Raw genomic sequence first — 25,796 nt, 5'->3', positions numbered from 1 at the left:
GTCACGCGGTCTGCTTCGCCGCCGCGCGTCCGGCCGCCCGGCCGGAGAAGAGGCAGCCGCCGAGGAAGGTGCCCTCCAGCGCGTTGTAGCCGTGCACTCCGCCGCCGCCGAAGCCCGCCACCTCGCCGGCCGCGTAGAGCCCGCCGATCGGCTGCCCGTCGGCGCCGAGGGCCCGGGAGTCCAGGTCGGTCTGGATGCCGCCGAGCGTCTTGCGGGTGAGGACGTGCAGCTTGACGCCGATCAGCGGCCCGGCGGCGGGGTCGAGGATGCGGTGCGGGGTGGCGACCCGGCCCAGCCGGTCGCCGATGTAGCGGCGGGCGTTGTGGATGCCCTGGACCTGGGAGTCCTTGCTGTAGGAGTTGTTGATCTGCAGGTCGCGGGCGACGATCTGGCGCCGGATCTCGGCCGCGTCGAGCAGGGCCTTGTCGGTGAGGCCGTTCATCTTCTCGACGAGTTGTTCCAGGGAGGTGGCGGTCACGAAGTCCGCGCCCTTGTCCAGGAAGGCCTGCACCGGTCCGGGCGCGCCCTTGCCGAGCAGCCGGTCGCGGAGCACGGCCTTGCGGTCCTTGGCGGTGATGTCGGGGTTCTGCTCGGAGCCGGAGAGCGCGAACTCCTTCTCGACGATCTTGCGGGTGAGGACGAACCAGGAGTGGTCGTGTCCGGCGATGTCCTCGGTGGTGCGCAGGTGCTTGAGGGTGTTGAGGGTGTCGTAGCCCGGCAGGCAGGGGTCGGGCAGCCGGCGGCCGAGGGCGTCGAGCCAGATCGAGGACGGGCCGGGCAGGATGCGGATGCCGTGGCCGGGCCAGACGGGGTTCCAGTTCTGGATGCCCTCGGTGTAGTGCCACATGCGGTCGCGGTTGACCAGGCGGACGCCCGCCTCGGCGCTGATGTCGAGCATGCGGCCGTCCACGTAGGCGGGGACGCCGGTGACCATCTCGGCGGGGGGCGTGCCGAGCCGCTCGGGCCAGTAGCGGCGGACGATGTCGTGGTTGGCGCCGATGCCGCCGGAGGTGACGACCACGGCCTGGGCGGTGAGTTCGAAGTCGCCGATCCGGTCGCGGTTGGAGGCGACCCCGCGCGCCGAGTCGTCGGCGGCCAGGACCGTGCCGCGCACCCCGCGCGCCTCGCCGCCCTCGATGACGAGTTCGTCGACCTGGTGGCGGTGGTAGAAGGTGAGCAGCCCGTCGCGGGCGGCCTGCCGGGCGTGGCCCACGAAGGGCTCGACCACACCGGTGCCGGTGCCCCAGGCGACGTGGAAGCGCGGGACGGAGTTGCCGTGGCCGTGGGCCCGCAGGTCGCCGCGTTCGGCCCAGCCGACGGTCGGCAGCAGGCTGATGCCGTGGCCCTGCAGCCAGGGCCGCTTCTCCCCGGCCGCGAACTCGACGTAGGCGCGCGCCCAGCGCACCGCCCAGGAGTCCTCGTCGTCCTCGCGGTCGAACTGGGCGCTGCCCCGCCAGTCGCTCCAGGCCAGGTCGAGGGAGTCCTTGATGCCGAGGCGGCGCTGTTCGGGCGAGTCGACGAGGAAGAGCCCGCCGAAGGACCAGAACGCCTGGCCGCCGAGGTTGGCGGCGTTCTCCTGGTCGACCAGGGCGACCCGCCTGCCCCGGCTGGTGAGTTCGTGCGCCGCGACCAGGCCGGCGAGGCCGGCTCCGACGACGATGACGTCCGCGTCCATGGCGACGCCTTTCTTATCCGAATCGGGTGCTGCCGTCGGTCAGCAGCGCGGTGAGCAGTTGCTTGAGCCAGGCACGGGCCCGGTCCACGTCCTTGTCGAGCAGCAGCTGGGTGGTGACTCCGTCGTACGCGGCGACCACGGCGTGCGCGGCGCCCTCGACTCCGCCGAGGACGGCGGGGAGCGGGGCGTGACCGCGGGCCCGGAAGAGCCGGTCGGCGATGGCCTGCCGCAGCCGGGCGCGGTGGTCGAGCAGGGCTTCGGCGACGGCCGGCTCCCGGGCGGCGTGCACCAGGAAGTCCGTCTTCACGAGCAGCCAGTCCACGTCCAGGAGCAGCACGTCGGTGACCCGGTCCACGGAGGCCGGTACGTCCAGGTCGGGGCCGTCGCCGGCGAGCGCGTCGGCGACCTGTTCGGCGATCAGCTCGGCGCGCTCCCGGTAGAGCGCGAAGAACAGTTCGTCGAGGGTGGCGAAGTTGGAGTAGAACGCGCCCCGGCTGAACCCTGCGGCCTCGCAGACCTCCTCGATGGAGACCCGCCCGAAGCCCTTGGCGGCGAACACGGTGAACGCCGCGTCGAGCAGCCGGGCCCGGGTGCGCACCCGGCGCCGGGTCACCCGCTGGGGCGCGCCGTCCACGGTCATGTCCTGGCCTCCGTTCGATACGCGAATGTATCGGATACATGAATGTATCGAAAGAGCCCTGTCGGGCCTGATCGGAATTGAAAGGGAACAGATTTTCGATTAAGGAGTACGCTGGCTCCATGGCCACGCACCTCCAGGGCTCCCTGTTCGACCAGACCGACGAGCTGCGGCTCGGTCCCCTCGACGGCATCGGCCGGACCGTGCTGGGCTCCGGCGCCTGGATCGACGTGCTGCCCGGCTGGCTGAGCGGCGCCGACGTACTGTTCGAACGCCTGGCGGCGGACGTCCCCTGGCACGCCGAGCGCCGCACGATGTACGACAACGTCGTGGACGTACCGCGCCTGCTCGCCTTCTACGGCGCGGGCGACCCGCTCCCCCACCCGGTCCTCACCGAGGCCCGCGAGGCGCTCACCCGGCACTACGCCGACGAACTGGGCGAGCCCTTCGCCACGGCCGGGCTCTGCCACTACCGCGACGGCCGGGACAGCGTCGCCTGGCACGGCGACCGGATCGGCCGGGGCGCCCGTGAGGACACCATGGTCGCGATCCTCTCCGTGGGCGCCCCCCGCGACCTGCTGCTGCGCCCGCTGCGCGGCGGCCCCTCGGTCCGGCGCCCGCTGGGACACGGCGACCTGATCGTGATGGGCGGCTCCTGCCAGCGGACCTGGGAGCACTGCGTACCGAAGACGGCACGGGCCGCCGGGCCGCGGATCAGCGTCCAGTTCCGGCCGCACGGGGTGCGCTGACCCCGGTCCTCCCTGACGGCTGCCTCAGATCATCTGGTTGGCTGTGTCCATGCACGCTGAGGTACACGAAGTCGGCAAGGGCACCTACCTGGTGCACGGACACCACACCAACTGGGTGATCCTCAAGGACGGTGACGCCGTCACGCTGGTGGACACCGGTTACCCCGGGGACCGGGAGGGCCTGCTCGGCTCCCTCGCGGAGGTGGGCAGCTCGCCGGAGGCGGTCACGGCCGTCCTGATCACCCACGCGCACAACGACCACCTCGGCTCGGCCGAGTACCTGCGCCACACCCATGGCACCCCGGTCCATCTGCACGAGGCGGAAGTGCCGCACGCGCGGCGGGACTTCCTCCAGCAGGTGGCCGTGGGCGACGTACTGAAGAACGCCTGGCGGCCCGGTGTGGTGCCCTGGCTGGTGCATGTGCTGAAGGTCGGCGGCACCGAGCAGCACCCGGTCACCGCCCCCGAGGCGTTCCCGGTCGCCGACGGCCCGCTGGACCTGCCGGGCCGCCCGGTCCCGGTGCACACCCCCGGCCACACCGACGGGCACACCGTCTACCACCTGCCCGAGGCCGGGATCGTGATCTCCGGCGACGCCCTGGTCAGCGGGCACCGCACCTCGCGGATCCAGGGGCCGCAGCTGCTGCCCGACATGTTCCACCACGAACGCGCCCGCGCGGTGGCCTCGCTCGACCTGATCGCGGAACTCGACGCCGACGCGCTGCTGCCCGGGCACGGGCCCCTGCACCGGGGGTCCGTGAAGGCGGCCGCCCAGCAGGCCCGCGCACGCGCCGTCTAAGGTTCGGGCCATGGCATTGCAGATCAGCGCCACCAACCCGGAGCACCCCGCGCTCCTGCTCGAACTCCCCTGGGACGTCCCGCTGGAGGAGTGGCCCGAGGAGTACCTCGTGCCGCTCCCCCGCGGTATCTCCCGGCACGTGGTGCGCTACGCCCGCGCGGGCGACGAGGTCATCGCGGTGAAGGAACTGGCGGAGCGCCCGGCGCTGCGCGAGTACGAGCTGCTGCGCGACCTGGACCGGCTCGCGATCCCCGCGGTCGACCCGCTCGCGGTGCTCACCGGCCGCGTCGACCCGGACGGCGAACCGCTGGAGTCGGTGCTGGTCACCCGGCACCTGGGCGGCTCGATGCCGTACCGCTCGATGTTCGAGACGACCATGCGCCCGGCCACCATGCACCGCCTCATGGACGCCCTGGCGGTGCTGCTGGTACGGCTGCACCTGGCCGGGTTCGCCTGGGGTGACTGCTCGCTGTCCAACACCCTGTTCCGGCGGGACGCGGGCGCCTACGCGGCGTACCTGGTCGACGCCGAGACCGGCGATCTGCACCCGCAGCTGAGCAACGGGCAGCGGGAGTACGACCTCGACCTGGCCCGGGTGAACATCAGCGGCGAGCTGCTGGACCTGGAGGCCTCGGGAGCGCTGCACCCGTCACTGGACCCGATCGAGTTCGGTTTCGAGATCTGCACGCGCTACGGCGAGCTGTGGGAGGAGCTGACCCGGACCTCGGTGTACCCGGCGGGCAAGTACCACTACATCGAGCGCCGGATCCGGCGGCTGAACGAACTCGGTTTCGACGTGGCCGAGATGCAGATCGAGCACTCCTCCAACGGCGACAGCGTCACCTTCGTGCCGAAGGTCGTCGACGCCGGGCACCACCAGCGCCAGCTGCTGCGGCTGACCGGCCTGGACGCCGAGGAGAACCAGGCGCGGCGGCTGCTGAACGACCTGGAGAGCTGGATGGCCACCCAGGACGACTACGCCCCGGGCGACCCCCTCGCCGCCCGCCCCGAGGTGCTGGCCCACCGGTGGGTGCGGGACGTCTTCCGCCCCACCGTCCGGGCCGTGCCGCTGGAGCTGCGCGGTTCCATGGACCCGGCCGAGATCTACCACGAGCTGCTCGAACACCGCTGGTACCTGTCCGAGCGGGCCCAGCACGACATAGGCCTGGACAACGCGGTCGAGGACTACATCGAGAACGTGCTGCCCAAGGCGCGGGAGACCCTGGAGCCGGTCACGCCCGAGTGAGCCGCGCGCCGGACCTGCGTCAGTCGTGCGGCACCACGGCCACCGGGCAGTCGGCGTGGTGCAGCACGCCGTGCGCGACCGAGCCGATGCGGGCGCCGACCGCCGTCCGGTGGGCGCGCCGGCCGACGACCATCAGCTGGGCCCGTCCGGCCACCGACAGCAGTACCTGCCCGGCGCTGCCCATCTCCACGTGCTCGGCGACCGGCACGTCCGGGTACCGCTCGCGCAGCGGCCGTACCGCCTCGGCCAGCGCCTTCTTCTCGAACGGTTCCAGGCCCCCGGTCTCGTCCAGCAGCTTCAGCGAGCCGGGGCTGTAGGCGAAGACCGGCGGCAGGGTCCAGGCCCGGACGACCCGGACCGTCGCCCCACGGGCCGCCGCCGTCCCGAACGCGAACTCCAGCACGGCCGCGCTGTCCTCGGGCCCGCCCTGCTGGCCGACGACGACCTCCCGCCCGCCGGCCTCGGCCGCCGGCTGGTCCCCGGCGCGCACCAGCACCACCGGACGGGCGGCCTCCGCGATCACCTGCTGGCCGACGGAGCCCAGCAGGAACCCGACGACCCGTCCGTGCCCGCGCGAACCCAGCGCAAGCAGCTCCGCCCCGGCCGCCGCCTCGACGAGCACCTCGACCGGGCCGCCCTCGACGACGTCGACGCTCACCGAGAGGTCCGGATACCGCCCCGTCACGGCCCGCACCGACTCGGCCACCCCGTCGGACACCCAGCCGCGCTGGGCCTCCCGGTCCTCGCCGAGCGCCTCGTGCGCCTCGAACCGCCAGGCGTGCACCACCCGCAGGGGCAGCCCCCGGCGCACCGCCTCCCGGGCCGCCCAGTCGAGAGCGGCATGGCTCTCCTCCGTCCCGTCGACCCCTGCCGTGATCGGGCGTGTCATGCACCGGCCTCCTCGTCGGTTCCGCGTCTGCGCGATCAGTGTTCCGCACCGCGGGCCGCCAGGTGTGCACCGGCGTACAAGAGCGAAGGCGGGCGATCGAACATACGATGGGCGGGAACCGGTGCGGTGGCCGCGCTCCTGACGGAGGGCCCGCCGTCCCGTTGAACCAACGGCTCGGGGTGGGAGACGTATGGCACAGGCTGCCGACGCAGCACGGACCGTCATCATGACCGTGGACGACGACCCGGGGGTCTCCCGTGCCGTCGCCCGGGACCTGCGGCGCCGCTACGGGGCGTCGTACCGGATCGTGCGCGCGGAGTCCGGGGACTCGGCGCTGGAGGCGCTGCGGGAGCTGAAGCTGCGCGGCGACCTGGTGGCGGTGATCCTGGCCGACTACCGGATGCCGCAGATGAACGGCATCGAGTTCCTGGAACAGGCCCTGGACGTGTATCCGGGCGCCCGGCGCGTGCTGCTGACCGCGTACGCGGACACCAACGCGGCGATCGACGCGATCAACGTCGTCGATCTCGACCACTATCTGCTCAAGCCCTGGGACCCGCCGGAGGAGAAGCTCTACCCGGTCCTGGACGACCTGCTGGACGCCTGGCGGGCCAGCGACTACAAGCCGGTGCCGGCCACCAAGGTCGTCGGGCACCGCTGGTCGGCCCGGTCCTCGGACGTGCGGGAGTTCCTGGCCCGCAACCAGGTGCCCTACCGCTGGTACTCGGTCGAGGAGCCCGAGGGGCAGCGGCTGCTGGCCGCGGCCGAGGCCGACGGGGACCGGCTGCCGCTGGTGATCACACCGGACGGTACGCCCCTGATCGAGCCGGAGGCCCCGGAGCTGGCCGCGCGCGTGGGGCTGGCGACGACGCCGACGGCGGACTTCTACGACCTCGTGGTCATCGGCGGCGGCCCGGCCGGGCTCGGCGCGGCGGTCTACGGGGCGTCGGAGGGACTGCGGACCGTACTCGTGGAGCGGTCGGCGACCGGCGGGCAGGCCGGGCAGAGTTCCCGCATCGAGAACTACCTGGGCTTCCCGGACGGCGTGTCGGGCGCCCAGCTCACCGACCGGGCCCGGCGGCAGGCCCACAAGTTCGGCGCGGAGATCCTGACCGCCCGCGAGGTGACCGGCCTGGAGATCAACGGGGGCGCCCGGGTCGTGCGGTTCGCGGACGGGTCGGCGGTCGCGGCGCACAGCGTGATCCTGGCGACCGGTGTGCAGTACCGGCAGCTGGAGGCGGAGGGCTGCGTCGACCTGACCGGCTGCGGGGTCTTCTACGGCTCCGCGCTCACCGAGGCGACCTCCTGCCAGGGCCAGGACGTGTACATCGTCGGCGGCGCCAACTCGGCCGGCCAGGCCGCCATGTACCTGTCCCGGTTCGCCAAGTCGGTGACCCTGCTGGTGCGCGGCACCGACCTGTCGGCCTCGATGTCGTACTACCTGATCCAGCAGATCAACGAGGCCCCGAACATCTCGGTGCGCAGCCGGACGGTGGTCGACGCCGCGCACGGCGTGGAGCGCCTGGAGCAGCTCACCCTGCGCCATGTGGAGACCGGCGACCGGGAACAAGTCGAGGCCCAGTGGATGTTCGTCTTCATCGGGGCGGCACCGCTGACCGACTGGCTCGGCGACACGGTGCTGCGTGACGGACGCGGGTTCATCCTGGCCGGACCCGATCTGACCGTCGACGGACGGCCACCGGCGGCCTGGGAGCTGGACCGGCCTCCGTACCACCTGGAGACCAGTATTCCCGGCGTGTTCGTGGCGGGCGACGCACGCGCCGAGTCCGCCAAGCGCGTCGCGTCCGCCGTCGGAGAAGGAGCCATGGCAGTGATGCTCGTCCACCGGTACCTGGAGCAGTCATGAGCGGGCAGCCGATGCCGTGCAGCCCGCAGGAGGTCGGCGCGCTGTTCCTGTTCGAGAAGCTGGAGCCGGAGCAGCTGGGGCGGCTGTGCGCCGCGGGCCGGGTGGAGCTGTTCCAGCCCGGTCCCGTCTACACCGAGGGTGAGCCGGCGACCTGCTTCTACGTGATGATCGAGGGCACGGTGGTGCTCTCCCGGCAGGTCGGCGGGGACGACGTCGAGGTCACCCGGACCTCGCAGGCCGGCGTGTACGCGGGCGCCATGCAGGCGTACCTCGGGGACCGGGTGCGGCAGGCCTACAACAACTCGATGCGGGTGACCGAGCCGACCCGGTTCTTCGTGCTGCCCGCGGACACGTTCGCGGACATCATGCGCGAGTGGTTCCCGATGGCCGTCCACCTGCTTGAGGGCCTGTTCTTCGGTTCGAAGAACACCCAGGCGGCGATCGGGCAGCGCGAACGGCTGCTGGCGCTCGGCTCGTTGTCGGCCGGACTCACCCACGAGCTCAACAACCCGGCCGCGGCGGCCGTGCGGGCCACGTCCACGCTGCGCGAGCGGGTGGCGAAGATGCGGCACAAGCTCGCGATCATCGCCGAGAGTCCTTTCTCGCGCGAGCAGTTGGCCGGTCTGATCGAGATCCAGGAGCGCACCGCCGAGCGGGTCGCCAAGGCACCGGCGCTCAGTCCGCTGGAGGCCTCGGACCGCGAGGACGCGCTCACGGACTGGCTGGAGGACCACGGCATCGACTACGGCTGGCAGCTCGCGCCGACCTTCGTCCAGGCCGGTCTCGACGTGGACTGGCTGGAGCAGGTCGCGGCGGCCGTGGACGAGGAGATCCTGCCGAACTCGGTCGGCTGGCTCAACTACACCATCGAGACCGAGCTGTTGATGAACGAGATCGAGGACTCCACCACCCGGATCTCGCACCTCGTGGACGCGGCCAAGCAGTACAGCCAGCTGGACCGGGCGCCCTACCGCGAGGTGGACGTGCACGAACTCCTCGACAGCACGCTGCTGATGCTGTCCGGGAAGATCGGGCAGGACATCCAGGTGGTCAAGGAGTACGACCGTACAGTCCCGCCGGTGCCGGCCTACCCCGCCGAACTCAACCAGGTGTGGACCAACCTCATCGACAACGCGGTCTGCGCGATGAAGGACGGCGACGGCGGACGCGGCACGCTGACCGTGCGGACCGCCCTCGACCACGAACAGCTGCTGGTCGAGTTCCGGGACACCGGGAGCGGGATCGCGCCGGAGATCAAGGACCGGATCTTCGACCCCTTCTTCACCACCAAGCCCGTGGGGCAGGGCACGGGCCTCGGCCTGGACATCTCCTGGCGGATCGTCGTGAACAAGCATCACGGCAGCATGCGGGTGGAGTCGGTGCCCGGGGACACCCGGTTCCAGGTGCTGCTCCCGCTGACCGCCGAAGCATCCGAGTCATCTGAGGAGACGGTATGAGCGGCGACACCGCGATCGACACGAACGTTCCGCCGAGCGGTGCCGGGTGTGTCGAGTGCGACAAGGCGGGGGGCTGGTGGTTCCATCTGCGGCGGTGCGCGCAGTGCGGGCACATCGGGTGTTGTGACGACTCGCCGGCGAAGCACGCGACGGCGCACTTCCATGACTCCGGGCATCCGGTGATCCGTAGCTACGAACCGGGCGAGGGCTGGTTCTGGAACTACGAGACGGAGGAACTGTTCGAGGCCGGGCCGGAGTTGGCGCCGCCGGAGAGTCATCCCGCGGATCAGTCGGTGCCGGGTCCTGCGGAGCGGGTGCCGGAGGACTGGGCGCGGGTTCTGCGGGGCTGAGCGCCCAAGGGGTGGGGAGGTTGGGGAGCGTGCGCGACTGCGGGTGGTCGGTGGCTTGTCGCGCCCACGCGGCGGAGCCGCATATCGGAACAGCCCCGCGCCCCTTCGGGTTTCTCCGGTCGCCCTTCCTGCGAGGATGTGGGCGTGTCGCAGAGATCGTTTAACACCCCGCTGATCGGTCGGGACGATGAGCTGGCCCGCCTTGCCGGGGTGCTTCGGCGTGCTCGGGACGGCAGTGGGCAGGCCGTGCTGGTCGCCGGGGACGCGGGGGTCGGGAAGACGCGGTTGCTGGACGAGGTGGCGGTGCGGGCCGTCGCGGGCGGGGCGGTGGTCGTCACCGGGCACTGTGTCGATCTCGGTGATGTGGGGCTGCCGTACCTGCCGTTCACCGAGATCCTCGGTGTGCTGGCCGCCGACGAGCGGTTCTCCGGGGTGGTGGCCGCGCATCCGGTCGTCGAGCGGCTGCTGGGTGCCGCGTCGGACTCCTCCCGGGACGCGGACGCGCGGCTGCGGCTCTTCGAGGGGGTGGCGGGGCTGTTCGCCGATCTGGCCGCCGTCACGCCGCTGCTGCTGGTCCTGGAGGATCTGCACTGGGCGGACCAGTCCTCGCGGGATCTGCTGCGGTTCCTGCTGAGCCGGGGTGTGCTCCCCCGGCGGCTCGCCGTGCTGGCCTCCTACCGGGCCGACGACCTGCACCGTCGGCATCCGCTGCGGCCGTTGCTCGCCGAGCTGGTACGGCTGCCCGCCGTGGACCGGCTGGAGCTGCGGCCGTTGGCCGATGCCGAGGTGGCCCGGCTGGTGCGGGCGCTGGAGGAGCGTCCGCTGTCGGACGCGACGGTGCGGGGCATCGTGGAGCGGGCCGAGGGCAACGCCTTCTACACGGAGGAGCTGGTGGCCGCCGCCGACGCGGACGGCATGCCGACCGGGCTGGCCGATCTGCTGCTCATCCGGGTCGAGCAGCTGTCGGAGACGGCCCAGCAGGTGCTGCGGACGGCCGCGGTGGCCGGGCGCCGGGTCGGGCACGAACTGCTGCGGGACGCGGTCGGGATACCGGAGGAGGAGCTGGAGTCGGCGCTGCGCGAGGCGGTCGGGCGGCAGCTGCTGGTCGCGGGCGACGAGGACACGTACACCTTCCGGCACGCCCTCGCGCGCGAGGCCGTCTACGCCGATCTGCTGCCCGGGCAGCGGTCGCGGCTGCACGGGACGTTCGCCCGGCTGCTGGCCGCGCGCGGCGGCGGGGCGGAGACGGCGGCCGAGCGGGCGCACCACTACCGGGAGAGCCATGATCTGCCCGAGGCCCTGGCCGCGTCGCTGGAGGCCGCCGACCACGCGCGGCGGGTGGGCGCGCCCGCCGAGGAGCTGCGGCGGCTGGAGACGGTCCTGGACCTGTGGCCGGCGGTGGCACCCGACGCTCGGCCCTCGGGCGAGGGACTCGACCCGGTGACGTTGACGCTGCGGGCCTCGGCCGCGGCCGCGCACGCCGGTGACGTGCACCGGGCGGTGTCGCTGACCCGTTCCGCGCTGGCCGGCACCGGTCAGGACGCGGATCCGGAACTCGCCGCCCGGGTCAGGTACACCCTCGCCGGGAACCTGATGACCGTCGACAACCTCGCGGCGGCGTTCGCCTACAGCAGCGAGGCGCTCGCGATGATCCCCGCCGAACCGCCGTCGCGGACCTGGGTGTGGGCCGCGTCCACCCATGTCATGGCGGCCCGGCAGGTCGGGGACGACGCCACCGCGCTCCGGGTCGCCCGGCAGGCTCTGGAGGCCGCCGACCGGATCGGCGCCACCGCGGCCCGGGCCGAGCTGCTGATCTCCCTGGCCCGGCTGGAGGACGGCGCCCGCGGCACCGCGAAGGGGCGTGAACTGCTCAGGGAGGCACGGGAGTTGGCGCGGTCGGCCGGGGACGCGCCGGTGGAGATGCGGGCGCTGTACAGCCTCGCCATCGGCTGCTTCGAGTCCGGTGAGTTCGAGGAGTGCCTGCCGTGGATCACCGAGGGGCTCGACCGGGCCCGGCGTTCGGGGCTGCTCTCCTCGCCCTATGCCTCGGAGCTGCGGTACCTGCGGCTGCTGGTGCTGTTCACGCTGGGGCGGTGGGACGAGTGCGTGGGTGCGGCCGGCCGGGACGGTGTGCCCGGGTATGCGCAGGGACCCGCGCTGTACGTCGCGCTGGCCCGGGGCGAGTCGGGGGTGGCCGAGCGGGCCGGAGCGCTGCTCGGGGAGCCCTTCGACTGGATGGGCCGGCTCGTCGGGGGCATCGTGCTCGTCGACGAAGCCGCCCTGCGGGGCGATGCGGAGGAGGCCGTGGCGCGGGTGCGGGAGTCCGTCGCGTCGCTGGCCGACCGGTTGGGGCGGGCGCCGTACGTGTCGGTCCGGCTGGCTGCGCTCGCGCTGGCGGCGGTCGCGGACCGGGCCGTGGAACTGCGCGGTACCGGGGGCGAGGACCGTTGGACGGACGTCGCCGACGAGCTGGTGGGGCTGGCCCGGGAGACGGCGGTGCGGCAGGGGCCGGAGGGGCAGGCCTGGCTGGCGCGCGCAGAGGCGGAGCGGACCCTGGCCGGGTCGGGGCCGGACGTGGCGGCCTGGGAGAAGACCGTGGCCGCGTTCGCGGACGGCGATGTGTACGAGCGGGCCCGGGTCCGGCTGCGGTACGCGGAGGCCCTGCTGGCCGACGGCCGGCGTGCCGAGGCCGAGGAGCAGGCGGCGGCGGTACGGCGGACGGCCGTGGCCCTGGGGGCGGTGCCCCTGCTGGAACGCGTCGACACGCTGGTACGCCCGCCCGTGGAGGCCGATCGGGTCTCTCCGCTCACCGCCCGTGAGCAGGACGTGCTGAGCCTGCTGGCGCTCGGCCGCAGCAACCGGCAGATCGGCGAGGAGCTGTTCATCACCGGCAAGACGGCGAGCGTGCATGTCTCCAACATCCTCGCCAAGCTGGGCGCGGCGAGCCGTACGGAGGCGGTGGCGATCGCCTATCGCGAAGGCCTGATCACCCCGGAGCCGTCGGCCCGGGGGTGATCAGGCGCTCACGCGGGTTCAGCGGTCGCAGTCCAGGCCGGCCAGGTCGACGGAGTCGGCCATGGCCTGCATCCCCTTGTCGTTGGGGTGGATGTGGTCGCCGCCGTCGAGGAACGGCAGCATCCGGGCCTGGTCGTAGGGGCTGCGCAGGATCCGGTCGAAGTCGGCGGTCCCGTCGAACTCCCCGCTGGTGCGGATGTAGTGGTTGACCTCCTGCCGGACGGCCTCGCCCGCCGGGTCCCACTCCGGCCAGCCCTCGAACGGCCCGACGGTCGAGGCGACCACGCACTTCCCGGCCGCGTGCGCCCGCCGCACGATCTCGCGGTACCCGGCGATCAGGTCGGCCGCGGTGACCCCGGTGTGGGCCTTGATGTCGTTGACCCCCTCGAAGAGGAAGACGGTACGGACGCCCGGCTGGCTCAGGACGTCGCGGTCCAGCCGGTTGAGAGCGGCCTGCCCGGCGTCGTCGGCGAGGACCTGGTTGCCGGAGATCCCCTCGTCGGCGACGCCCTTGACCTCGGTGTCCGCCTTCTGGAGGCGGCGGGCGAGGTAGTCGGGCCAGCGGCGGTTGAGGTCGGTGGTGGACGCCCAGCCGTCGGTGATGGAGTCGCCGAGCGCGACCACCGCCCCGGTGGCCGGGTCCGGCGGCCGTACCGAGACCGAGTCCAGGTACCACCAGGAGCCGGTGGTGTCGGTCCAGTTGGCGGCGCTCTCCTCGGCGGTGTGGTCGCCCTGGGTGACGTAGGACGTCTGCATCGCCATGCCGTGTCCGGTGGCGGGGCCGACCGCGTCCGGGCTGTGCAGGCTGACGACCAGGTTGCTGCCGGCGGGCAGGCTGCCGGGCAGCGGGTCGCTCCAGGCGGTGGCGCCCGCCGGGACGGTGACCGTGCGGGCGCCGTCGAAGGTGAGCCGCCTGTTGCTGCCCGGCTTGAGGGCGGCGCCCCGGCTCTGCAGTCCGGCGTAGACGCTGTCCAGGGTCAGCGGCCGGTCGCCGAAGGCGTTGGACAGTCGTACCCGCAGGCCGCTGCCGGCCGCGCTGGTGTGCACGACCAGCCGGTAGCCGCGGTCGGCGGTGCCCTGTCCCAGCCGGTCGGCGCCGGCGCCCCAGGTGACGACGTCGTGCCGGGCGGAGGCGGCGGCCCCGGAGGAGGGCTCCCAGGTGGGTGCCGCCTCGGCGGGCCCGGTCTGGCAGGCGACCGTCGTCAGTAACACGGCGGCGAGGCTCAGCAGCCGCGCGAACCGGCCGGTCACCGCGCGAGGTCCTTCAGGGTGACGGACTGGCCGGGCTTGAGCGTGACCGTCCGGGTCGTGCTGCCGAACGCGACCGTGGTGGTGCGGCCGCCGACGCTGCGGATCCGGGCCTCGGTGGGCTTTCCGTCGCGCCAGCGCAGGTCGACGACGAAGCCGCCGCGCGCGCCCGCGCCGGTGACCGAACCGGCGGTGGCCCAGGCGTCGGGCAGGGCCGGCAGCAGTTCCAGGTGGCCGGGGCGGGAGTACAGCAGCATCTCCGCGATCGCGGCCGGGGTGCCGAAGTTCGCGTCGATCTGGAAGATGCCCCGGCCCCCTCCCATGTCCATGATGTCGAACAGGTTCGACGCGCTGCCGTTGCTGCCGTTCACCGACGGCTTCAGGTTGTTCACGACGAGCTGGTAGGCCTTCTCCGCGTTCTTCAACCGGGCCCAGCACAGGCTGCGCCAGGCGTTGGACCAACCGTAGCTGTCCATGCCGCGGGCCGTCAGCAGAGCGGTGGCACCGGCGAGGATGTCCTTGGGCGTGGAGTCGTCGGGGCGGATCCGGTCGCCGGGGAAGAGGTTGATGAGCGGCGAGAGGTGGCGGTGGGTGGTCTCGCCGAGGTTGTCCGGGGACATCCACTCCTCCAGCCAGCCGGTCCTGGGGCTCACCACCGGCAGGTAGAGGCGGTCGCGGAGCCCGCCGACGGTGCCCGCGTATCCAGCATCCCTCTTCAGCTCGGCCGCCGCAGTACGGAAGTTCCCGAACAGGGTCCAGACCAGTTCCTGGGCGTAGGTGATGCCCTTGGCGTCCAGCGGCCCCTGCTCCGGCGACCAGTCGCTGTCGGCGATCAGCACCTCCCGGCCGTCGTCCAGGGTGGTGGAGAGCAGCCGCGCCTCCCAGAACTCGACGGCGCCCTTGAGGAGCGGGTAGATCTTCTCCAGGTGGGCGAGGGACTGGGTGAACTCGTAGTGCTCCCACAGGCTCTGGCAGAGCCAGGCGTTGCCCGCCGGGTGCCACCACCAGCCGCCTCCGCCGTAGGGGTTGGTGGAGATGGCGACGGTCCAGCCCGCGACCTTGCCCCGGGAGTTGCGGTAGCGGTTGCGGGAGTCCTGGAAGAGCCGCCGGGTGGTGTCCTGCCAGGACGGGAGCTGGTCGACGCAGTAGTCGGTGAAGGCGTCGAAGCACGGGGACAGACCGAGCCGGTCGGACAGCCAGTAGTTCATCTGGACGTTGATGTCGGTGTGGTAGTCGCCCATCCAGTCCGGGTCGTTGCCGTCCAGCCAGAGGCCCTGCAGGCCCGTCGGGAGGCTGTCGCGCGATCCGGCGACCATCAGGTACCGGCCGAACTGGGCGTAGGCGGCCTCCAGTTCGGGGTCGGGGTCGCCGGTGGCGGCGCGGGCCTGGACGCGCGCCCAGGTGTCCAGTTCGCGCTGCTCGGCCGTCGAGGTGCCGAGGGTGAGGTCGAACTGCCCGAACAGCGCCCGGTGGTCGGCCGCGTGGGTGCGCAGCAGCGCGTCGGCCGAGTGCTGGGCGGCCGCCCTGACCTTGGTGCGGGCCAGCGCCACCGGGTTCACGGAGGGGGCGCGGTAGCCGGCGGCGGCGTCCGGGGCGTAGTCCGTGCCGCCGCTCAGTACGACGGTCAGCTCCCGGCAGTCGGCGAAGGTGATGTGCGACCCGCTCACCCGGACGCTGCCGCCGCTGCCGTACGCCTTGACGGCGGCCCCGTACTTCAGCCCGTTGGCGAAGGACCCGGCGAACGACTCGGCCGTGCCGCCGGTCTCGCCGTGGGTGCCCTCGAGAGTGATGGTGCCGGTGTAGCGCCCGCCGCCGTCCTGGCCGAGGTGCAGCACGATCACGTCGTCGGGGCGGCTGGCGAACACCTGCCGCCGGTAGGTCACTCCGGAGCGGACGTACGAGGCCGACACCACGCCGTTGTCGAGGTCGAGGGTGCGCCGGTAGCCGGAGACGGCGCCCAGGTCGTGGTCGGGGATCTCGACGGTGAGCCGGGCGAGCAGGGTGAGGGAGCCGAAGTCGGCGCGGCCGTAGGGGAACTGGCCGTCGGAGTCGAGGGTGTCGTTGAGCCCGCCGGTCCACAGGGTGGCATCCGTGACGAGCAGCAGCTCACGGCCGGAGTCATTGCTCGCGAGCGCACCGAGCCGGCCGTTGCCGACGGGCAGGCCCTGCGTGATCATCGACCCGTCGTCGGCGGGCGCCTGCCACCAGAGCTGGTGACGGGGCGTGGTGAGCGGTTCGGAGGACCGCAGCGGCGCGGCGGAGGCGGTGAACGAGGGAAGCGAGGCGAGGGCTCCCGTGGCGGCAAGGGCGAGGAAGCCACGTCTGCCAAGGTGATTCTGCATGACGGTGTCCTTTTGAAGTATCGGGCGATACAACGCGCCCCTTGGGGGCGCGGGGAACTGCGCGACCAGCCCCCACCGGCCCGCAGCTCCCCAACCACGCACTTACCGAGGCGACTTGGGAACGTCGATCCGGTCGACGTCCGGCGCGTACCCCGACCCGCTGTCGACGCTGATCGTGTTCGCCCCGGCCTTCAACACCACCGGCACACTCACCGACGCCACGGTCCCCCAGTCCCCCGTCGACGGGAACTTGTGGCTGGTCCCGGCCCCGGAGTTCGCCGAGATCGTGGCTGACCGGGAGTCACCGCTGATGTAGGCCACCTTCACCAGGTACGTCCCGGCCTTGTCGACGACAACGTTGTTGATGGTCAACTTGCCACCCTGGTACAGATTCCCGACCTTCTTCTGCCCGGAGCACGCGTCGCACCCGGCGACGGACGCGTTGCCGCTCAGCGTGTTGCCGCTCGCCTCGGCCTCGTAGCCGGTGGAGGCCAGTGCACTGCCCTTCGGCGTCACGGTGAACAGCCGGGAGCCGTGCGCCGGGAGCGCCTCGGTGATCTTGTTCTGGAAGCTGCCGAGGTTCTCCTTGTTCCACAGGTCCCGCACCGACGCCTTGCCGCTGAAGCCCAGCGCCGTCCAGTCGGCGGTGACCGCCGAGGGCGAGTCCGCGAGGTTGAACAGGGCGACCGTGTACGTGCCGTCGGCGTTCTTCGCGGCCCAGACCTGCTGCGGGTCGGACGGGGTGACCGGGCGGGCCGGCGGGTTGCCGCTCTGGTCGATGCCGATGACCTCGCGGTTGGTCAGCAGCGAGACGCCGTAGTCGTCGAGCTTGGTGAGGTCGTCGCCGGTGAACAGGGGCGACTTGGCGATGGCCCAGAGCGTGGCGTAGCTCTGCCGTTCGGCCTTGGTGAGGCCGTCCATGGCGCCGTTGCCGACGTCGAGGGAGTCGAGGTCGTTCCAGCCGCCGGGGCCCGCCTTGTCGGTCCAGGCCGGGGTGTCGTCCCAGCGGTCGTCGACGGAGTTCTCCCAGCTGACGAGGGTGTTGCAGTAGCACTCGACATCGGTGTCGATGCGCCAGCCGTTGGTGTACTTCTGCCAGTCGGCGGCGTGCCCGAAGTCCAGGGACCAGGAGGCCTCCAGGTGGATCGGGCGGCCGGTGGCGGCGATCGCCCGGTGCCAGGCGGCGACGTCGGCGACGTTGTTGTACTGGTCACCGCTCTTGCCGGAGCCGGGGCCGACGCCGTCGAGCTTGAGGAAGTCGTAGCCCCAGCCGGCGATCAGCTGGGCCTGGGAGTCGATGTACTTCTGCGCGCACGGCTTGTCGAAGTCGATCTTGTACGAGCTGTCCCAGCCGTTGGTGGTGCGCAGGTCGTCGTAGACGATGTCGGCGGTGGTGCAGCCGTCGGCGTTCCAGACCGGCGTCTTCCCGTCGCCGTAGGCGCCCTTCTCCAGGCCGGCCGGGAGGTAGATGCCGGCCTTGAGGCCCTTGGCGTGGATGCGGTCGGCGACGGCCTTCATACCGCTGGGGAAGCGGGCGGGGTCGGCCTTCTGGCGGCCGTACTGGTCGTAGCCCTGCTTCCAGTTCCAGTCCATCCACCAGCCGGCGTCGATGTTGACGTATTCGTAGCCGTACTTCTTCAGCTTGCTCGCCAGGGCGTCGGTCTGCTTCAGGACGTTCGCCTCGGTGAGGTAGCTGTAGTCGCCCTGGTCGTTCAGACCGGGGTATTTGGACGACTGCATGCTCCAACTGGACCAGCCCATGTAGGGCTTGGCGGCTATCTGCGGGGGCGTCTCGGCCCGCGCCGCGGGCACGGCGGACGCGAAGGCGGCCGTCAGTGCCAGCACCAGGACGGTTCTCAGCCCGCGTACGGGCAGGACGGATTGCGAAGGTGACCGCATGGGCCCTCCAGGGTTCGGGGTCTCGGGCGGCTCAGCCCTGGCCCGTCGGAGTGGGAGAAGAGGTGATGAAGGACTGGATCGCGGCGGCCGCGGCCCCGCGCGCCCACTCCTCGAAGGGGAGCGGGCGGGTCTGTACGTCGCACTGCGCGGCGGAGCCGAAGGCGGCCGCGGTGAACGAGTCGAGGATCTGCTCGGCGAAGAGGTCGTGGGCGGCGAGTCCCTCGCCGGAGATGATCACGCGTTCGGGGCCGAGGAGGTTGGCGACGGTGGCGATGCCGCGGCCGATGGCCGCACCGGCGTGCGCGTACACCTCCCGGGCTCCGGGCACGCCTTCGTGGGCGAGGGCCACGGCGTCGGCTGAGTCGGTGACCTGCCGGCCCGTCACCTCGCGCATGCGGGCGACGATCGCGGCGTCCCCGGCGATCGCCTCCACGCAGCCGCGGTTGCCGCAGTGGCAGAGCGGTCCGGCCGGGTCGATGGGCACATGCCCGATCTCCCCCGCGACGCCGTGCGCGCCGGACACCACCTGTCCGTGGACCACCAGTCCGCAGCCGATGCCGGCGCCGACGGTGACCACGGCGAAGTCGGAGAGTCCGACCCCGGCGCCGAACCACTGCTCGGCGACGGTCAGGGCGCGGACGTCGTTGTCGACGACGACCGGCAACCCCGTGGTCATCGCGGCGAGTTCGGCCAGGGCCACGTCCCGCCAGTCGAGGAAGGGCGAGTAGCGCACGACGCCCTCGGCGCGGTCCACGTCGCCGGAGACGGCGATGCCGAGGCCGAGGACGGGGGCGCCGAAGTCCTCGGCCTCGGTGCGCAGTTCGTGGGTGAGTTCGGCGATGGAGGTCAGGACGGCCCTGGCGGCGCGGTCGGTGACCGGCAGCCGGCGCGCCAGGCGGATCCGGCAGCACAGGTCGGTGAGGACGGCGATGACCTCGTCCCCGGTCACCTTGACCCCGATGAACAGCGCCCGCCCGCCGTCCACGCGCACCAGGTTGGCGGGGCGCCCGAGCGCGGGCCTGGCCTCGTCGTCGGCGTCCTCCGCCAGGTACCCGGCCGCCAGCAGCGGCCGGACGGCCTTGGTCACGGCCGCCGGCGACAGACCGGCCCGGCGGGCCGCCTCCAGCCGCGTGAGCGGGCCGTGGGACAGGACCGTGGTGAAGATCTGCGAGACGGCCGGTGTGTGGGCCGGGAACGTCTCGGCACGGGAGGTGGAGCGCATGGCCGGGAACTTAGGTGGCTTATTTTCCGCTGTCAATAAAAGAAACAGGAATCACCTGAAGGTTGACTGTGAGGCTCCAGTGGCCTTCAAATGGCGGGTGTGACGGGGCCGTTGGCCCGTGTTCCACCAGGAGAACCGATCCGGGTACCCCGCCCCCCGACAGGGCACCCGGATCAGCGGCGTGGCGCGCCCGTCAGCGGCGGGCGGCCGGCGTGTTGGCGACCGTGACGTTGACGGCGGCCCAGGCCTGGTCGACCGTCCGGTACTCGACGCCGCTCGCGCCGTAGAGGTCCTTGGCCGCCTTCAGCGTCGCGATCCGCGCGTCGTGGAAGTCGGTCGAGGAGACCATGTACCGGGTCAGGGCGCGGTAGAAGATCGCCGTGGCCTTGGTCCGGCCGATGCCGGCGACCGTGGACCCGTCGTAGGTCGGCGAGTCGTAGGCGGTGGCGCCGATCGTCTTGCGGCCGCTGCCCTCGGCGAGCAGGTAGTAGGCGTGCGAGGAGACGCCGGAGCCGGCGTGCACCTCGGCGTCCTCGACCTCGGGCGACCAGTAGTCGACGGTGCCTTCGAGGCGGTCGAGCGAGGGGTGGTCGAGGCGGCGCAGGAACTTCTGGGCGAGGCCCAGCTTCTCGCCGAGGAGGTAGTTCGGCGGGTTCTTCGGGTTGTTGGCGGAGAACTCGACGTTGGAGCCGAAGATGTCCGCCAGCGACTCGTTGAGCGCGCCGGGCTCGCCGAACTGGTTGCCGTCGTTGTCGACGTAGGTCGGTTCGAGCTTGGCGGTCGCGTCCACCACGCCGTGGGTCAGCTCGTGCCCGGTGACGTCGAGGACGACCAGCGGCTTCTTGATCTCCTGGCCGTCGCCGTCGCCGTACAGCATGCAGCCGCAGGTCGGGTCCCAGAAGGCGTTGCCGACCTTGTTGCCCCAGTGGACCATGGCGCGGGCGGGCTTGGAGTTGTTGGCTATGCCCTTGCGGCCGAAGGTCTTCTTGTAGAAGTCCAGGGTCTTGGTGATGCCGTACTGGGCGTCGGCGGCGGCGCTGCCCCGGCTGCTGGTGGTGCCGTTGCCCCAGCTGTCGGTGGTGCTGGTGAACTTGGTGCCCTGGCCGAAGCTCTCGGTCTCCCTGCCCTTGGCGTCCCGGGTCTCGGTGCCGTAGCGGGTCGGGTCCTTGAGCAGGAAGCTCTTGCGGGCGGTCTGCGTGGTGGTGAGCGCGACCTTGCCGACGAAGAGGGACCTGCCGGAGCCGTGCGCGGTCGCCGGATAGCGGGCGGCGGCCGCGGCGGACGAGCCGATGAGCGCCTGGGTCCGGCTGCCGATGCCGAGGGCCGGGTCGACGGTCTCGCCGCGCCTGCGGAGGGTCTCCAGCACCTTGGGCGAGAGGAACTCGTCGCTGTCCGGCGTGTTGCTGCGCACCTTGCCGGTCAGGGCGTCGACGACGACCGTGCTGGAGCCGTTCGCGCCGTCCACCGGCACCTGATAGGCGAGGGCCGAGGCGCCGTCGCGGGCGTCCACCACGAGTTCGGCGGTGCCGGCGTCGCCGTCGGCGGCCGAGGCGGCCTTCTCCTCGGCCTGCCGGGCCGTCAGCTTCGCCTCGGTGGCGGCGGGTTTCACGGCGTGATCGGCCGCTCGGGTGACACCGGTGTAGGCCAACCGACGGGAAAGATGGACGACGAGGTCACCGCCGAGCACCGGCATGCCCCGGTGGGTGCGGACGAAGCGGACATGGCGTGCCCCTTCGGGGTCGATCATCACGTCCTGGGCCCGGAGTTCGTCGCCCGCGCCGACACCGGTCGACGGGGCGTGGGCGAAGGCGGCGGCCCGGGCCGCCTCCACCACCTGCGCGGATGTCGCGGCGGAGGCCGCCGACTGCTGTACCCCCGTGGCGGGACCGGCGAAGGCCGTACCGGCCAGGCCCGTGGCGGCGGTCGTCACGGCGACGGCGACGGCCACGCTGCGTATGTGCGCGCTACGCACTGATCAGGGTTCCTTTGTTCGGACGGCGGTCGAGGTCGTCGATCGCCGTGCGGCATGGCGCCCTGGGGCGCCAAGGGGGCTGGTCGGGCCCCGGCCCGCAACCCTTCCGGACGAGTCATGTCCATGTAAAGCGCGGTTCGTCGCTTTTCTTGCTTTTCGTGGCAATACTTTGCGAAACCGCACCGCATGGTGATCACTGGGTGACCAACTGTGCGTCTGCTGTGGAGATGTGACGGGATGCGAGAAGGTTCCCTGACACGCATGTGACCCATCTCGCATCAGAAACAGCACGGAGAGGAGCAGAGTCCGGATGGTCTCGGCAAAGGTGAGCAGAAGCGCGGTGCTCGGGGCGGTGGCGCTGTCACTGGTCGCGGTCCCGGCCCAGGCGGCGACCGGTACGACGGGAGCGGAGCCGCGGCCGGCCGCCGCCGCCCTGCCGGCGCCCGACACCGCGGGGCTGGCCGCGGTGCTGGGTTCGGTGGTGTCCAAGGGCGCGCCGGGCGCGATGGCCCGTATCGACGACGGCACGAAGGTCTACAGGACGTCCCGGGGCGTGGCCGACCGGACGACCCGGCGCGCCCTCACGACCGGCGACCGCTTCCGCGTCGGCAGTGTCACCAAGACGTTCTCGGCGGTCGTCCTGCTGCAGCTGGTGGACGAGCACAAGCTCGCCCTGGACGCGCCGGTCAACCGCTATCTGCCGGGGCTGCTGCCGGACGACCGCATCACCGTGCGGCACGTCCTGAGCCACCGCAGCGGTCTGTACGACTACACCAACGACATGTTCGCCAGCAGCGTCTCCGGCTTCGAGGCGGTGCGGAACAAGGTCTTCACCTACCGCCAGCTGGTGAACCTCTCCCTGAAGAAGCCGCGCACCAACGCGCCGGGCGCCGCCTACTCGTACTCCAACACCAACTTCGTGGTGGCCGGCCTGCTGATCGAGAAGCTCACCGGGCACAGCGTGCGGACCGAGTACCAGAACCGCATCCTCAAGCCGCTGAAGCTGCGCGACACCTTCTACGTCCACCCCGACACGAAGATCCCGGGACAGCACGCCAACGGCTACCTCACCGCGGACAAGACGGGCGCACAGCCCGTCGACGCCACGAACCAGACGGTCTCCTGGGCGCAGAGCGCGGGCGCGATCATCTCGACCGCCCAGGACCTCGACACCTTCTACTCGGCGCTGGTCCGGGGCAAGCTCACCTCGGCCGCCCAGCTCAAGGAGATGCAGCGGTTCACCCGCGTCAACTCCACCACCTCCTACGGCCTGGGCCTGCGCCGCCGCGACCTGTCGTGCGGCATCTCGGTGTACGGCCACACGGGTGCCGTCCAGGGGTACTACACGTACGCCTTCACCACCAAGGACGGCAAGCGCAGCCTGACCGCCGTCGCCAACGCCTCCAACAACTCGGCCGTGCTCAACGCGCTGGCGGGCACGCTGGAGTCGGCGTTCTGCGGCAAGAAGGCGACGGCCACGAAGAGCGCGGCCACGCCGGTCGAGCAGGAGGACGTGGCACCGGCCGACCCGAGCCGGCTCTAGCGCCCCGCCGGGGGAACCTCGCGCCCGGGCCGGACGTTCTACCGGCGACTCCCCCCACCGGGCGCGAGGTTGTGCCCCCGACCGCACAGAGGCGGCGCGATGAGCGAGCTGGTCCCCGGGGGCAATCTGCCCCTTCCGGGCGGCGCGCTCACGCTGCGGGTACCCGGTCCCTTCGACGTGTCCGCCCTGATCACCGGCGAGAGCGGCCAGGTGGGCGGTGACGCCGACTTCGTGTTCTACAACCAGCCGGACGCACCCGGCGTCCGGCTGCGCGGCGACACGCTGACCGTCGAACCGGGCCGGCTGCGGTCCGGCGCCCAGCGTGTCACCCTCGCCGTCACCGCCGAGGAGCCCGGGACCGCGCTCGGCCGGCTGCCCGCGTCCACCCTGCACGTCACCGACCGGCTCGGCCGCACCCTGGCCCGGTTCGCCCCGCCGCGCCCGGGGACCGAGACCCTGCTGCTGCTCGCCGAGATATACCGCCGGGGCACCGGCTGGAAGCTGCGCGCGATCGGCCAGGGGTACGCGGACGGGCTGGCGGGCCTGGCCCGGGACTTCGGGGTCGACGTCGTCGAGGACCGGCAACCGGCCCCGGCCGCCCCCGCGTTCCGCACCACCATCCCCGCGCAGCGCACGGCGGCCGCCCCGGCCCGTCCCTCGGCGGCCTCGCTGCCCGACCCGGACGGCCTGCTGGGCCTGGTCAACTCCGCCCGCGCCGAGGCCGGCCGCCCGCCCGTGGCCCCCGACGCCCGGCTGGCCTCCGCCGCCCACGCGCATGCCACCGCGATGGCCGAGTCCGGCCGGCTGGCCACCGAGAGCCGCGACGGCGTCTCCGTCCACCAGCGGATCAGCCACACCGGATTCGCGTATGTCACCGTCGGCGAACACCTCGTCTCCGGCCCCCGCACCCCCGCCGAGTTCGTCGACTACTGCCTGCGCACCGAGGACGCCCGGCGCACCCTGCTCGACCCCGCCTTCACCCACGCCGGGCTGGCCCACGTCCGCGACCCGCGCGCCGGCGACACCTACTGGACCGCGCTGTGGGCCAGACCCCTCACCCCGACCGAGCTGACCCGCACCCGCGCCGAGGTCGTCGACCTGACCAACCGCGAGCGCGCCCGGGCCGGGCTGCGGCCGCTCGCGGTGGATCCGCAACTGGCGACGGCCGCGCAGGCGTACAGCACGGACATGGCGACCCGGGACTTCTACGCGCACACCTCCCCCGAGGGCACCCAGCCCTGGGACCGGGCCGCCGCCGCGGGCTCCCGGCGGCGCACCATCGGCGAGAACATCGCCTGTGGCCAGCGCTCGGCGGCCGAGGTGGTGGACGGCTGGATGAACAGCCCCGGCCACCGGGCCAACATCCTCAAACCCGAGTTCACCCACATCGGCATCGGCTTCGCCGGCGGCGGCCGGGCGGGCACCTACTGGACCCAGCTGTTCGGTGCCTGAACCGGTACCGTCCGTGATCTTGGCGGAACGGGTCCGTCCGGGCCACCATGCCCCGCATGAAGGGTGATCTCTTTTCCAGTCAGCACATGGTGGCACCGGCCGTCGAGCCCGGCATGTCGGTCGAGAACGCGAAGTGCCTCAAGTACGCCGTGAACGGCGAGATGCACGCCCGCCAGGGCGCGATGATCGCGCACCGCGGCAATCTCAAGTTCGAACGCAAGGGCCAGGGCGTGGGCGGCATGCTCAAGCGCGCGGTCACCGGCGAGGGGCTGCCGCTGATGTCGGTGCAGGGCCAGGGCGAGGCCTGGTTCGCGCACGAGGCGCAGAACTGTTTCATCGTGGAGGTCGAGCCCGGTGACCAGTTCACGGTCAACGGCCGCAACGTCCTGTGTTTCGACGCCTCCCTGTCGTACGAGATCAAGACCGTGAAGGGGTCCGGGATCGCCGGCGGCGGCCTGTTCAACAGCGTGTTCACCGGGCACGGCAAGCTGGGGCTGATCTGCGACGGCAACCCGCTGGTGATACCGGTCTCGCCGCAGACCCCGGTGTACGTCGACACCGACGCCGTGGTGGGCTGGACCGCCCAGCTGCAGACCTCGCTGCACCGCTCCCAGTCCATCGGGTCGATGCTGCGCGGTGGTTCGGGCGAGGCCGTGCAGCTGATGCTGCAGGGCGAGGGATATGTGGTGGTCCGGCCGAGCGAGCTGACCCCGCAGAAGGCACAGCAGCACTGACACCTCGTGCGGTGATCCCCGCAACACGGGCAACCCCGGCGGTCCTGCCGACGTCCTGATGCACACCAGCAAAGCCCTGGCCCCTGCGGCCAGGGCATTATTCGGGCGCACTATACGCAGTGTGTATACGCCCTTGCGCGGAGAGGCACGCATGTACGGCAAGGCATTCGCCCCGGAGTACCGGGGCGCGTCGACTTCCCTGTCGGTGAACTCGTCGCTGGTCGACGTACCGGCGGTCGCGGAGGCACACCGGCGGCCGGGGAGGCGGCGGCGCTGATCGAGGAGGCGGGCGGGCGCACGGCCGCGCTCGCCGAGGCGCGCCGGCACACCGAGCGCGCCGAGGCACTGCCCGCCGGGAGCCCGCTCGCCTCCCCGGACCTCGTCGGCCTGCTGGACCTCCTGGTGCGCCGGGACCTGTGAATCCGGATCGAGGAAGCGGCCACGCGCACCATCACCCGCACCGGGACACGCCCACACACCCCGCACGCCGGAACACTCCTCACCAGGCCGCCACTCACCACCACGGACCTCCACGGCCTGCCGGACTTCCTGGTGCGCCGGGACCTGTGATGCCGGTTCGAGGAAGCGGCCACGCGCACCACCACCCGCACCGGGACACGCCCACACACCCCGCACGCCGGAACACTCCTCACCAGGCCGCCACTCACCACCACGGACCTCCACGGCCTGCTGGACCTCC

19 protein-coding genes are annotated in these 25,796 nt (G+C 72.1%); 11 read left to right on the top strand and 8 right to left on the bottom strand.

Features of this window, described 5'->3' with window-relative positions:
* Nucleotide 1 precedes the first annotated feature (1 nt).
* Nucleotides 2–1,675 (bottom strand): FAD-binding dehydrogenase, encoded by a 1,674-nt coding sequence (locus ACGFZS_RS19825; protein ID WP_393796193.1) that lies wholly within the window; start codon nucleotides 1,673–1,675, stop codon nucleotides 2–4.
* 13 nt (nucleotides 1,676–1,688) lie between these two features.
* Nucleotides 1,689–2,315: a TetR/AcrR family transcriptional regulator gene (locus ACGFZS_RS19820; protein ID WP_393796192.1), complete on the bottom strand. Its 627-nt coding sequence runs from the start codon at nucleotides 2,313–2,315 to the stop codon at nucleotides 1,689–1,691.
* 119 nt (nucleotides 2,316–2,434) lie between these two features.
* On the opposite strand from ACGFZS_RS19820, the gene ACGFZS_RS19815 reads away from it, so the two are divergent.
* The 3 genes from ACGFZS_RS19815 to ACGFZS_RS19805 are packed head-to-tail and all read left to right on the top strand — an operon-like array spanning nucleotide 2,435 to nucleotide 5,106.
* A complete protein-coding gene (locus tag ACGFZS_RS19815; RefSeq protein WP_365690915.1) occupies nucleotides 2,435–3,061 on the top strand; it encodes an alpha-ketoglutarate-dependent dioxygenase AlkB in 627 nt (208 codons plus the stop codon).
* A 49-nt stretch (nucleotides 3,062–3,110) separates the two neighbouring features.
* Nucleotides 3,111–3,860, top strand: coding sequence for an MBL fold metallo-hydrolase (locus ACGFZS_RS19810; protein ID WP_393796191.1), 750 nt, complete (start codon nucleotides 3,111–3,113; stop codon nucleotides 3,858–3,860).
* Between the two features lie 10 nt (nucleotides 3,861–3,870).
* Nucleotides 3,871–5,106, top strand: a complete 1,236-nt coding sequence (locus ACGFZS_RS19805; protein ID WP_393796190.1) for a DUF4032 domain-containing protein — start codon at nucleotides 3,871–3,873, stop codon at nucleotides 5,104–5,106.
* A gap of 19 nt (nucleotides 5,107–5,125) precedes the next feature.
* On the opposite strand, the gene ACGFZS_RS19800 is transcribed toward ACGFZS_RS19805, so the two are convergent.
* A complete protein-coding gene (locus ACGFZS_RS19800) occupies nucleotides 5,126–5,995 on the bottom strand; it encodes a universal stress protein (protein WP_359224752.1) in 870 nt (289 codons plus the stop codon).
* Nucleotides 5,996–6,185: 190 nt separating this feature from the next.
* Between ACGFZS_RS19800 and ACGFZS_RS19795 the strand changes: the two genes are divergently transcribed.
* The 4 genes from ACGFZS_RS19795 (at nucleotide 6,186) to ACGFZS_RS19780 (ending at nucleotide 12,684) form a co-directional block, all read left to right on the top strand.
* Nucleotides 6,186–7,862: an FAD-dependent oxidoreductase gene (locus ACGFZS_RS19795; RefSeq protein ID WP_355720119.1), complete on the top strand. Its 1,677-nt coding sequence runs from the start codon at nucleotides 6,186–6,188 to the stop codon at nucleotides 7,860–7,862.
* The gene (locus ACGFZS_RS19790) at nucleotides 7,859–9,319 is read left to right on the top strand and encodes an ATP-binding protein (RefSeq protein ID WP_393796189.1); all 1,461 of its coding nucleotides are present in this window, start codon (nucleotides 7,859–7,861) and stop codon (nucleotides 9,317–9,319) included. The genes ACGFZS_RS19795 and ACGFZS_RS19790 overlap by 4 nt, the downstream gene beginning before the upstream one ends.
* Nucleotides 9,316–9,669: a UBP-type zinc finger domain-containing protein gene (locus tag ACGFZS_RS19785; protein ID WP_355720124.1), complete on the top strand. Its 354-nt coding sequence runs from the start codon at nucleotides 9,316–9,318 to the stop codon at nucleotides 9,667–9,669. Before ACGFZS_RS19790 ends, ACGFZS_RS19785 begins: the two co-directional genes overlap by 4 nt.
* 144 nt (nucleotides 9,670–9,813) lie before the next feature.
* Nucleotides 9,814–12,684 carry an AAA family ATPase gene (locus ACGFZS_RS19780; protein ID WP_393796188.1) on the top strand — a complete coding sequence of 957 codons (2,871 nt, stop codon included), beginning with the start codon at nucleotides 9,814–9,816 and terminating at the stop codon, nucleotides 12,682–12,684.
* Nucleotides 12,685–12,702: 18 nt separating this feature from the next.
* On the opposite strand, the gene ACGFZS_RS19775 is transcribed toward ACGFZS_RS19780, so the two are convergent.
* From ACGFZS_RS19775 to ACGFZS_RS19755, 5 genes are all read right to left on the bottom strand, one after another.
* Entirely contained in the window at nucleotides 12,703–13,935 is a 1,233-nt protein-coding gene (locus ACGFZS_RS19775) for an SGNH/GDSL hydrolase family protein (protein WP_393796187.1), read from the bottom strand.
* The gene (locus tag ACGFZS_RS19770; protein ID WP_393796186.1) at nucleotides 13,932–16,274 is read right to left on the bottom strand and encodes a glycoside hydrolase N-terminal domain-containing protein; all 2,343 of its coding nucleotides are present in this window, start codon (nucleotides 16,272–16,274) and stop codon (nucleotides 13,932–13,934) included. The genes ACGFZS_RS19775 and ACGFZS_RS19770 overlap by 4 nt, the downstream gene beginning before the upstream one ends.
* 102 nt (nucleotides 16,275–16,376) lie before the next feature.
* A complete protein-coding gene (locus tag ACGFZS_RS19765) occupies nucleotides 16,377–18,173 on the bottom strand; it encodes an alpha-galactosidase D (RefSeq protein WP_393796185.1) in 1,797 nt (598 codons plus the stop codon).
* Nucleotides 18,174–18,204: 31 nt separating this feature from the next.
* The gene (locus tag ACGFZS_RS19760) at nucleotides 18,205–19,395 is read right to left on the bottom strand and encodes an ROK family protein (RefSeq protein WP_393796184.1); all 1,191 of its coding nucleotides are present in this window, start codon (nucleotides 19,393–19,395) and stop codon (nucleotides 18,205–18,207) included.
* Between the two features lie 193 nt (nucleotides 19,396–19,588).
* Nucleotides 19,589–21,367, bottom strand: coding sequence for a M4 family metallopeptidase (locus ACGFZS_RS19755; RefSeq protein ID WP_393796183.1), 1,779 nt, complete (start codon nucleotides 21,365–21,367; stop codon nucleotides 19,589–19,591).
* 310 nt (nucleotides 21,368–21,677) lie between these two features.
* On the opposite strand from ACGFZS_RS19755, the gene ACGFZS_RS19750 reads away from it, so the two are divergent.
* The 4 genes from ACGFZS_RS19750 to ACGFZS_RS19735 all read left to right on the top strand — a co-directional run bounded on the left by ACGFZS_RS19750 (nucleotide 21,678) and on the right by ACGFZS_RS19735 (nucleotide 25,373).
* Entirely contained in the window at nucleotides 21,678–22,910 is a 1,233-nt protein-coding gene (locus ACGFZS_RS19750) for a serine hydrolase domain-containing protein (RefSeq protein WP_393796182.1), read from the top strand.
* 99 nt (nucleotides 22,911–23,009) lie between these two features.
* Nucleotides 23,010–24,362 (top strand): CAP domain-containing protein, encoded by a 1,353-nt coding sequence (locus ACGFZS_RS19745; RefSeq protein WP_393796181.1) that lies wholly within the window; start codon nucleotides 23,010–23,012, stop codon nucleotides 24,360–24,362.
* A gap of 56 nt (nucleotides 24,363–24,418) precedes the next feature.
* Nucleotides 24,419–25,096, top strand: a complete 678-nt coding sequence (locus tag ACGFZS_RS19740) for an AIM24 family protein (protein WP_365690891.1) — start codon at nucleotides 24,419–24,421, stop codon at nucleotides 25,094–25,096.
* Between the two features lie 151 nt (nucleotides 25,097–25,247).
* Nucleotides 25,248–25,373: a hypothetical protein gene (locus ACGFZS_RS19735; protein ID WP_393796180.1), complete on the top strand. Its 126-nt coding sequence runs from the start codon at nucleotides 25,248–25,250 to the stop codon at nucleotides 25,371–25,373.
* Nucleotides 25,374–25,796: the final 423 nt, after the last annotated feature.

Source organism: Streptomyces sp. NPDC048288, from assembly GCF_043201555.1.
GTDB lineage: Bacteria > Actinomycetota > Actinomycetes > Streptomycetales > Streptomycetaceae > Streptomyces.
The sequence above is the reverse complement of the archived record's forward strand: the minus strand, read 5'-3'. Positions and strand labels throughout refer to the sequence as shown.

What these genes read in the sequence shown, in the direction of transcription:
- ACGFZS_RS19825 (WP_393796193.1), bottom strand. Translation starts at nt 1,675, where the DNA reads ATGGACGCGGACGTCATCGTCGTCGGAGCCGGCCTCGCCGGCCTGGTC.
- ACGFZS_RS19820 (WP_393796192.1), bottom strand. Translation starts at nt 2,315, where the DNA reads ATGACCGTGGACGGCGCGCCCCAGCGGGTGACCCGGCGCCGGGTGCGC.
- ACGFZS_RS19815 (WP_365690915.1), top strand. Translation starts at nt 2,435, where the DNA reads ATGGCCACGCACCTCCAGGGCTCCCTGTTCGACCAGACCGACGAGCTG.
- ACGFZS_RS19810 (WP_393796191.1), top strand. Translation starts at nt 3,111, where the DNA reads ATGCACGCTGAGGTACACGAAGTCGGCAAGGGCACCTACCTGGTGCAC.
- ACGFZS_RS19805 (WP_393796190.1), top strand. Translation starts at nt 3,871, where the DNA reads ATGGCATTGCAGATCAGCGCCACCAACCCGGAGCACCCCGCGCTCCTG.
- ACGFZS_RS19800 (WP_359224752.1), bottom strand. Translation starts at nt 5,995, where the DNA reads ATGACACGCCCGATCACGGCAGGGGTCGACGGGACGGAGGAGAGCCAT.
- ACGFZS_RS19795 (WP_355720119.1), top strand. Translation starts at nt 6,186, where the DNA reads ATGGCACAGGCTGCCGACGCAGCACGGACCGTCATCATGACCGTGGAC.
- ACGFZS_RS19790 (WP_393796189.1), top strand. Translation starts at nt 7,859, where the DNA reads ATGAGCGGGCAGCCGATGCCGTGCAGCCCGCAGGAGGTCGGCGCGCTG.
- ACGFZS_RS19785 (WP_355720124.1), top strand. Translation starts at nt 9,316, where the DNA reads ATGAGCGGCGACACCGCGATCGACACGAACGTTCCGCCGAGCGGTGCC.
- ACGFZS_RS19770 (WP_393796186.1), bottom strand. Translation starts at nt 16,274, where the DNA reads ATGCAGAATCACCTTGGCAGACGTGGCTTCCTCGCCCTTGCCGCCACG.
- ACGFZS_RS19765 (WP_393796185.1), bottom strand. Translation starts at nt 18,173, where the DNA reads ATGCGGTCACCTTCGCAATCCGTCCTGCCCGTACGCGGGCTGAGAACC.
- ACGFZS_RS19760 (WP_393796184.1), bottom strand. Translation starts at nt 19,395, where the DNA reads ATGCGCTCCACCTCCCGTGCCGAGACGTTCCCGGCCCACACACCGGCC.
- ACGFZS_RS19750 (WP_393796182.1), top strand. Translation starts at nt 21,678, where the DNA reads ATGGTCTCGGCAAAGGTGAGCAGAAGCGCGGTGCTCGGGGCGGTGGCG.
- ACGFZS_RS19745 (WP_393796181.1), top strand. Translation starts at nt 23,010, where the DNA reads ATGAGCGAGCTGGTCCCCGGGGGCAATCTGCCCCTTCCGGGCGGCGCG.
- ACGFZS_RS19740 (WP_365690891.1), top strand. Translation starts at nt 24,419, where the DNA reads ATGAAGGGTGATCTCTTTTCCAGTCAGCACATGGTGGCACCGGCCGTC.
- ACGFZS_RS19735 (WP_393796180.1), top strand. Translation starts at nt 25,248, where the DNA reads ATGTACGGCAAGGCATTCGCCCCGGAGTACCGGGGCGCGTCGACTTCC.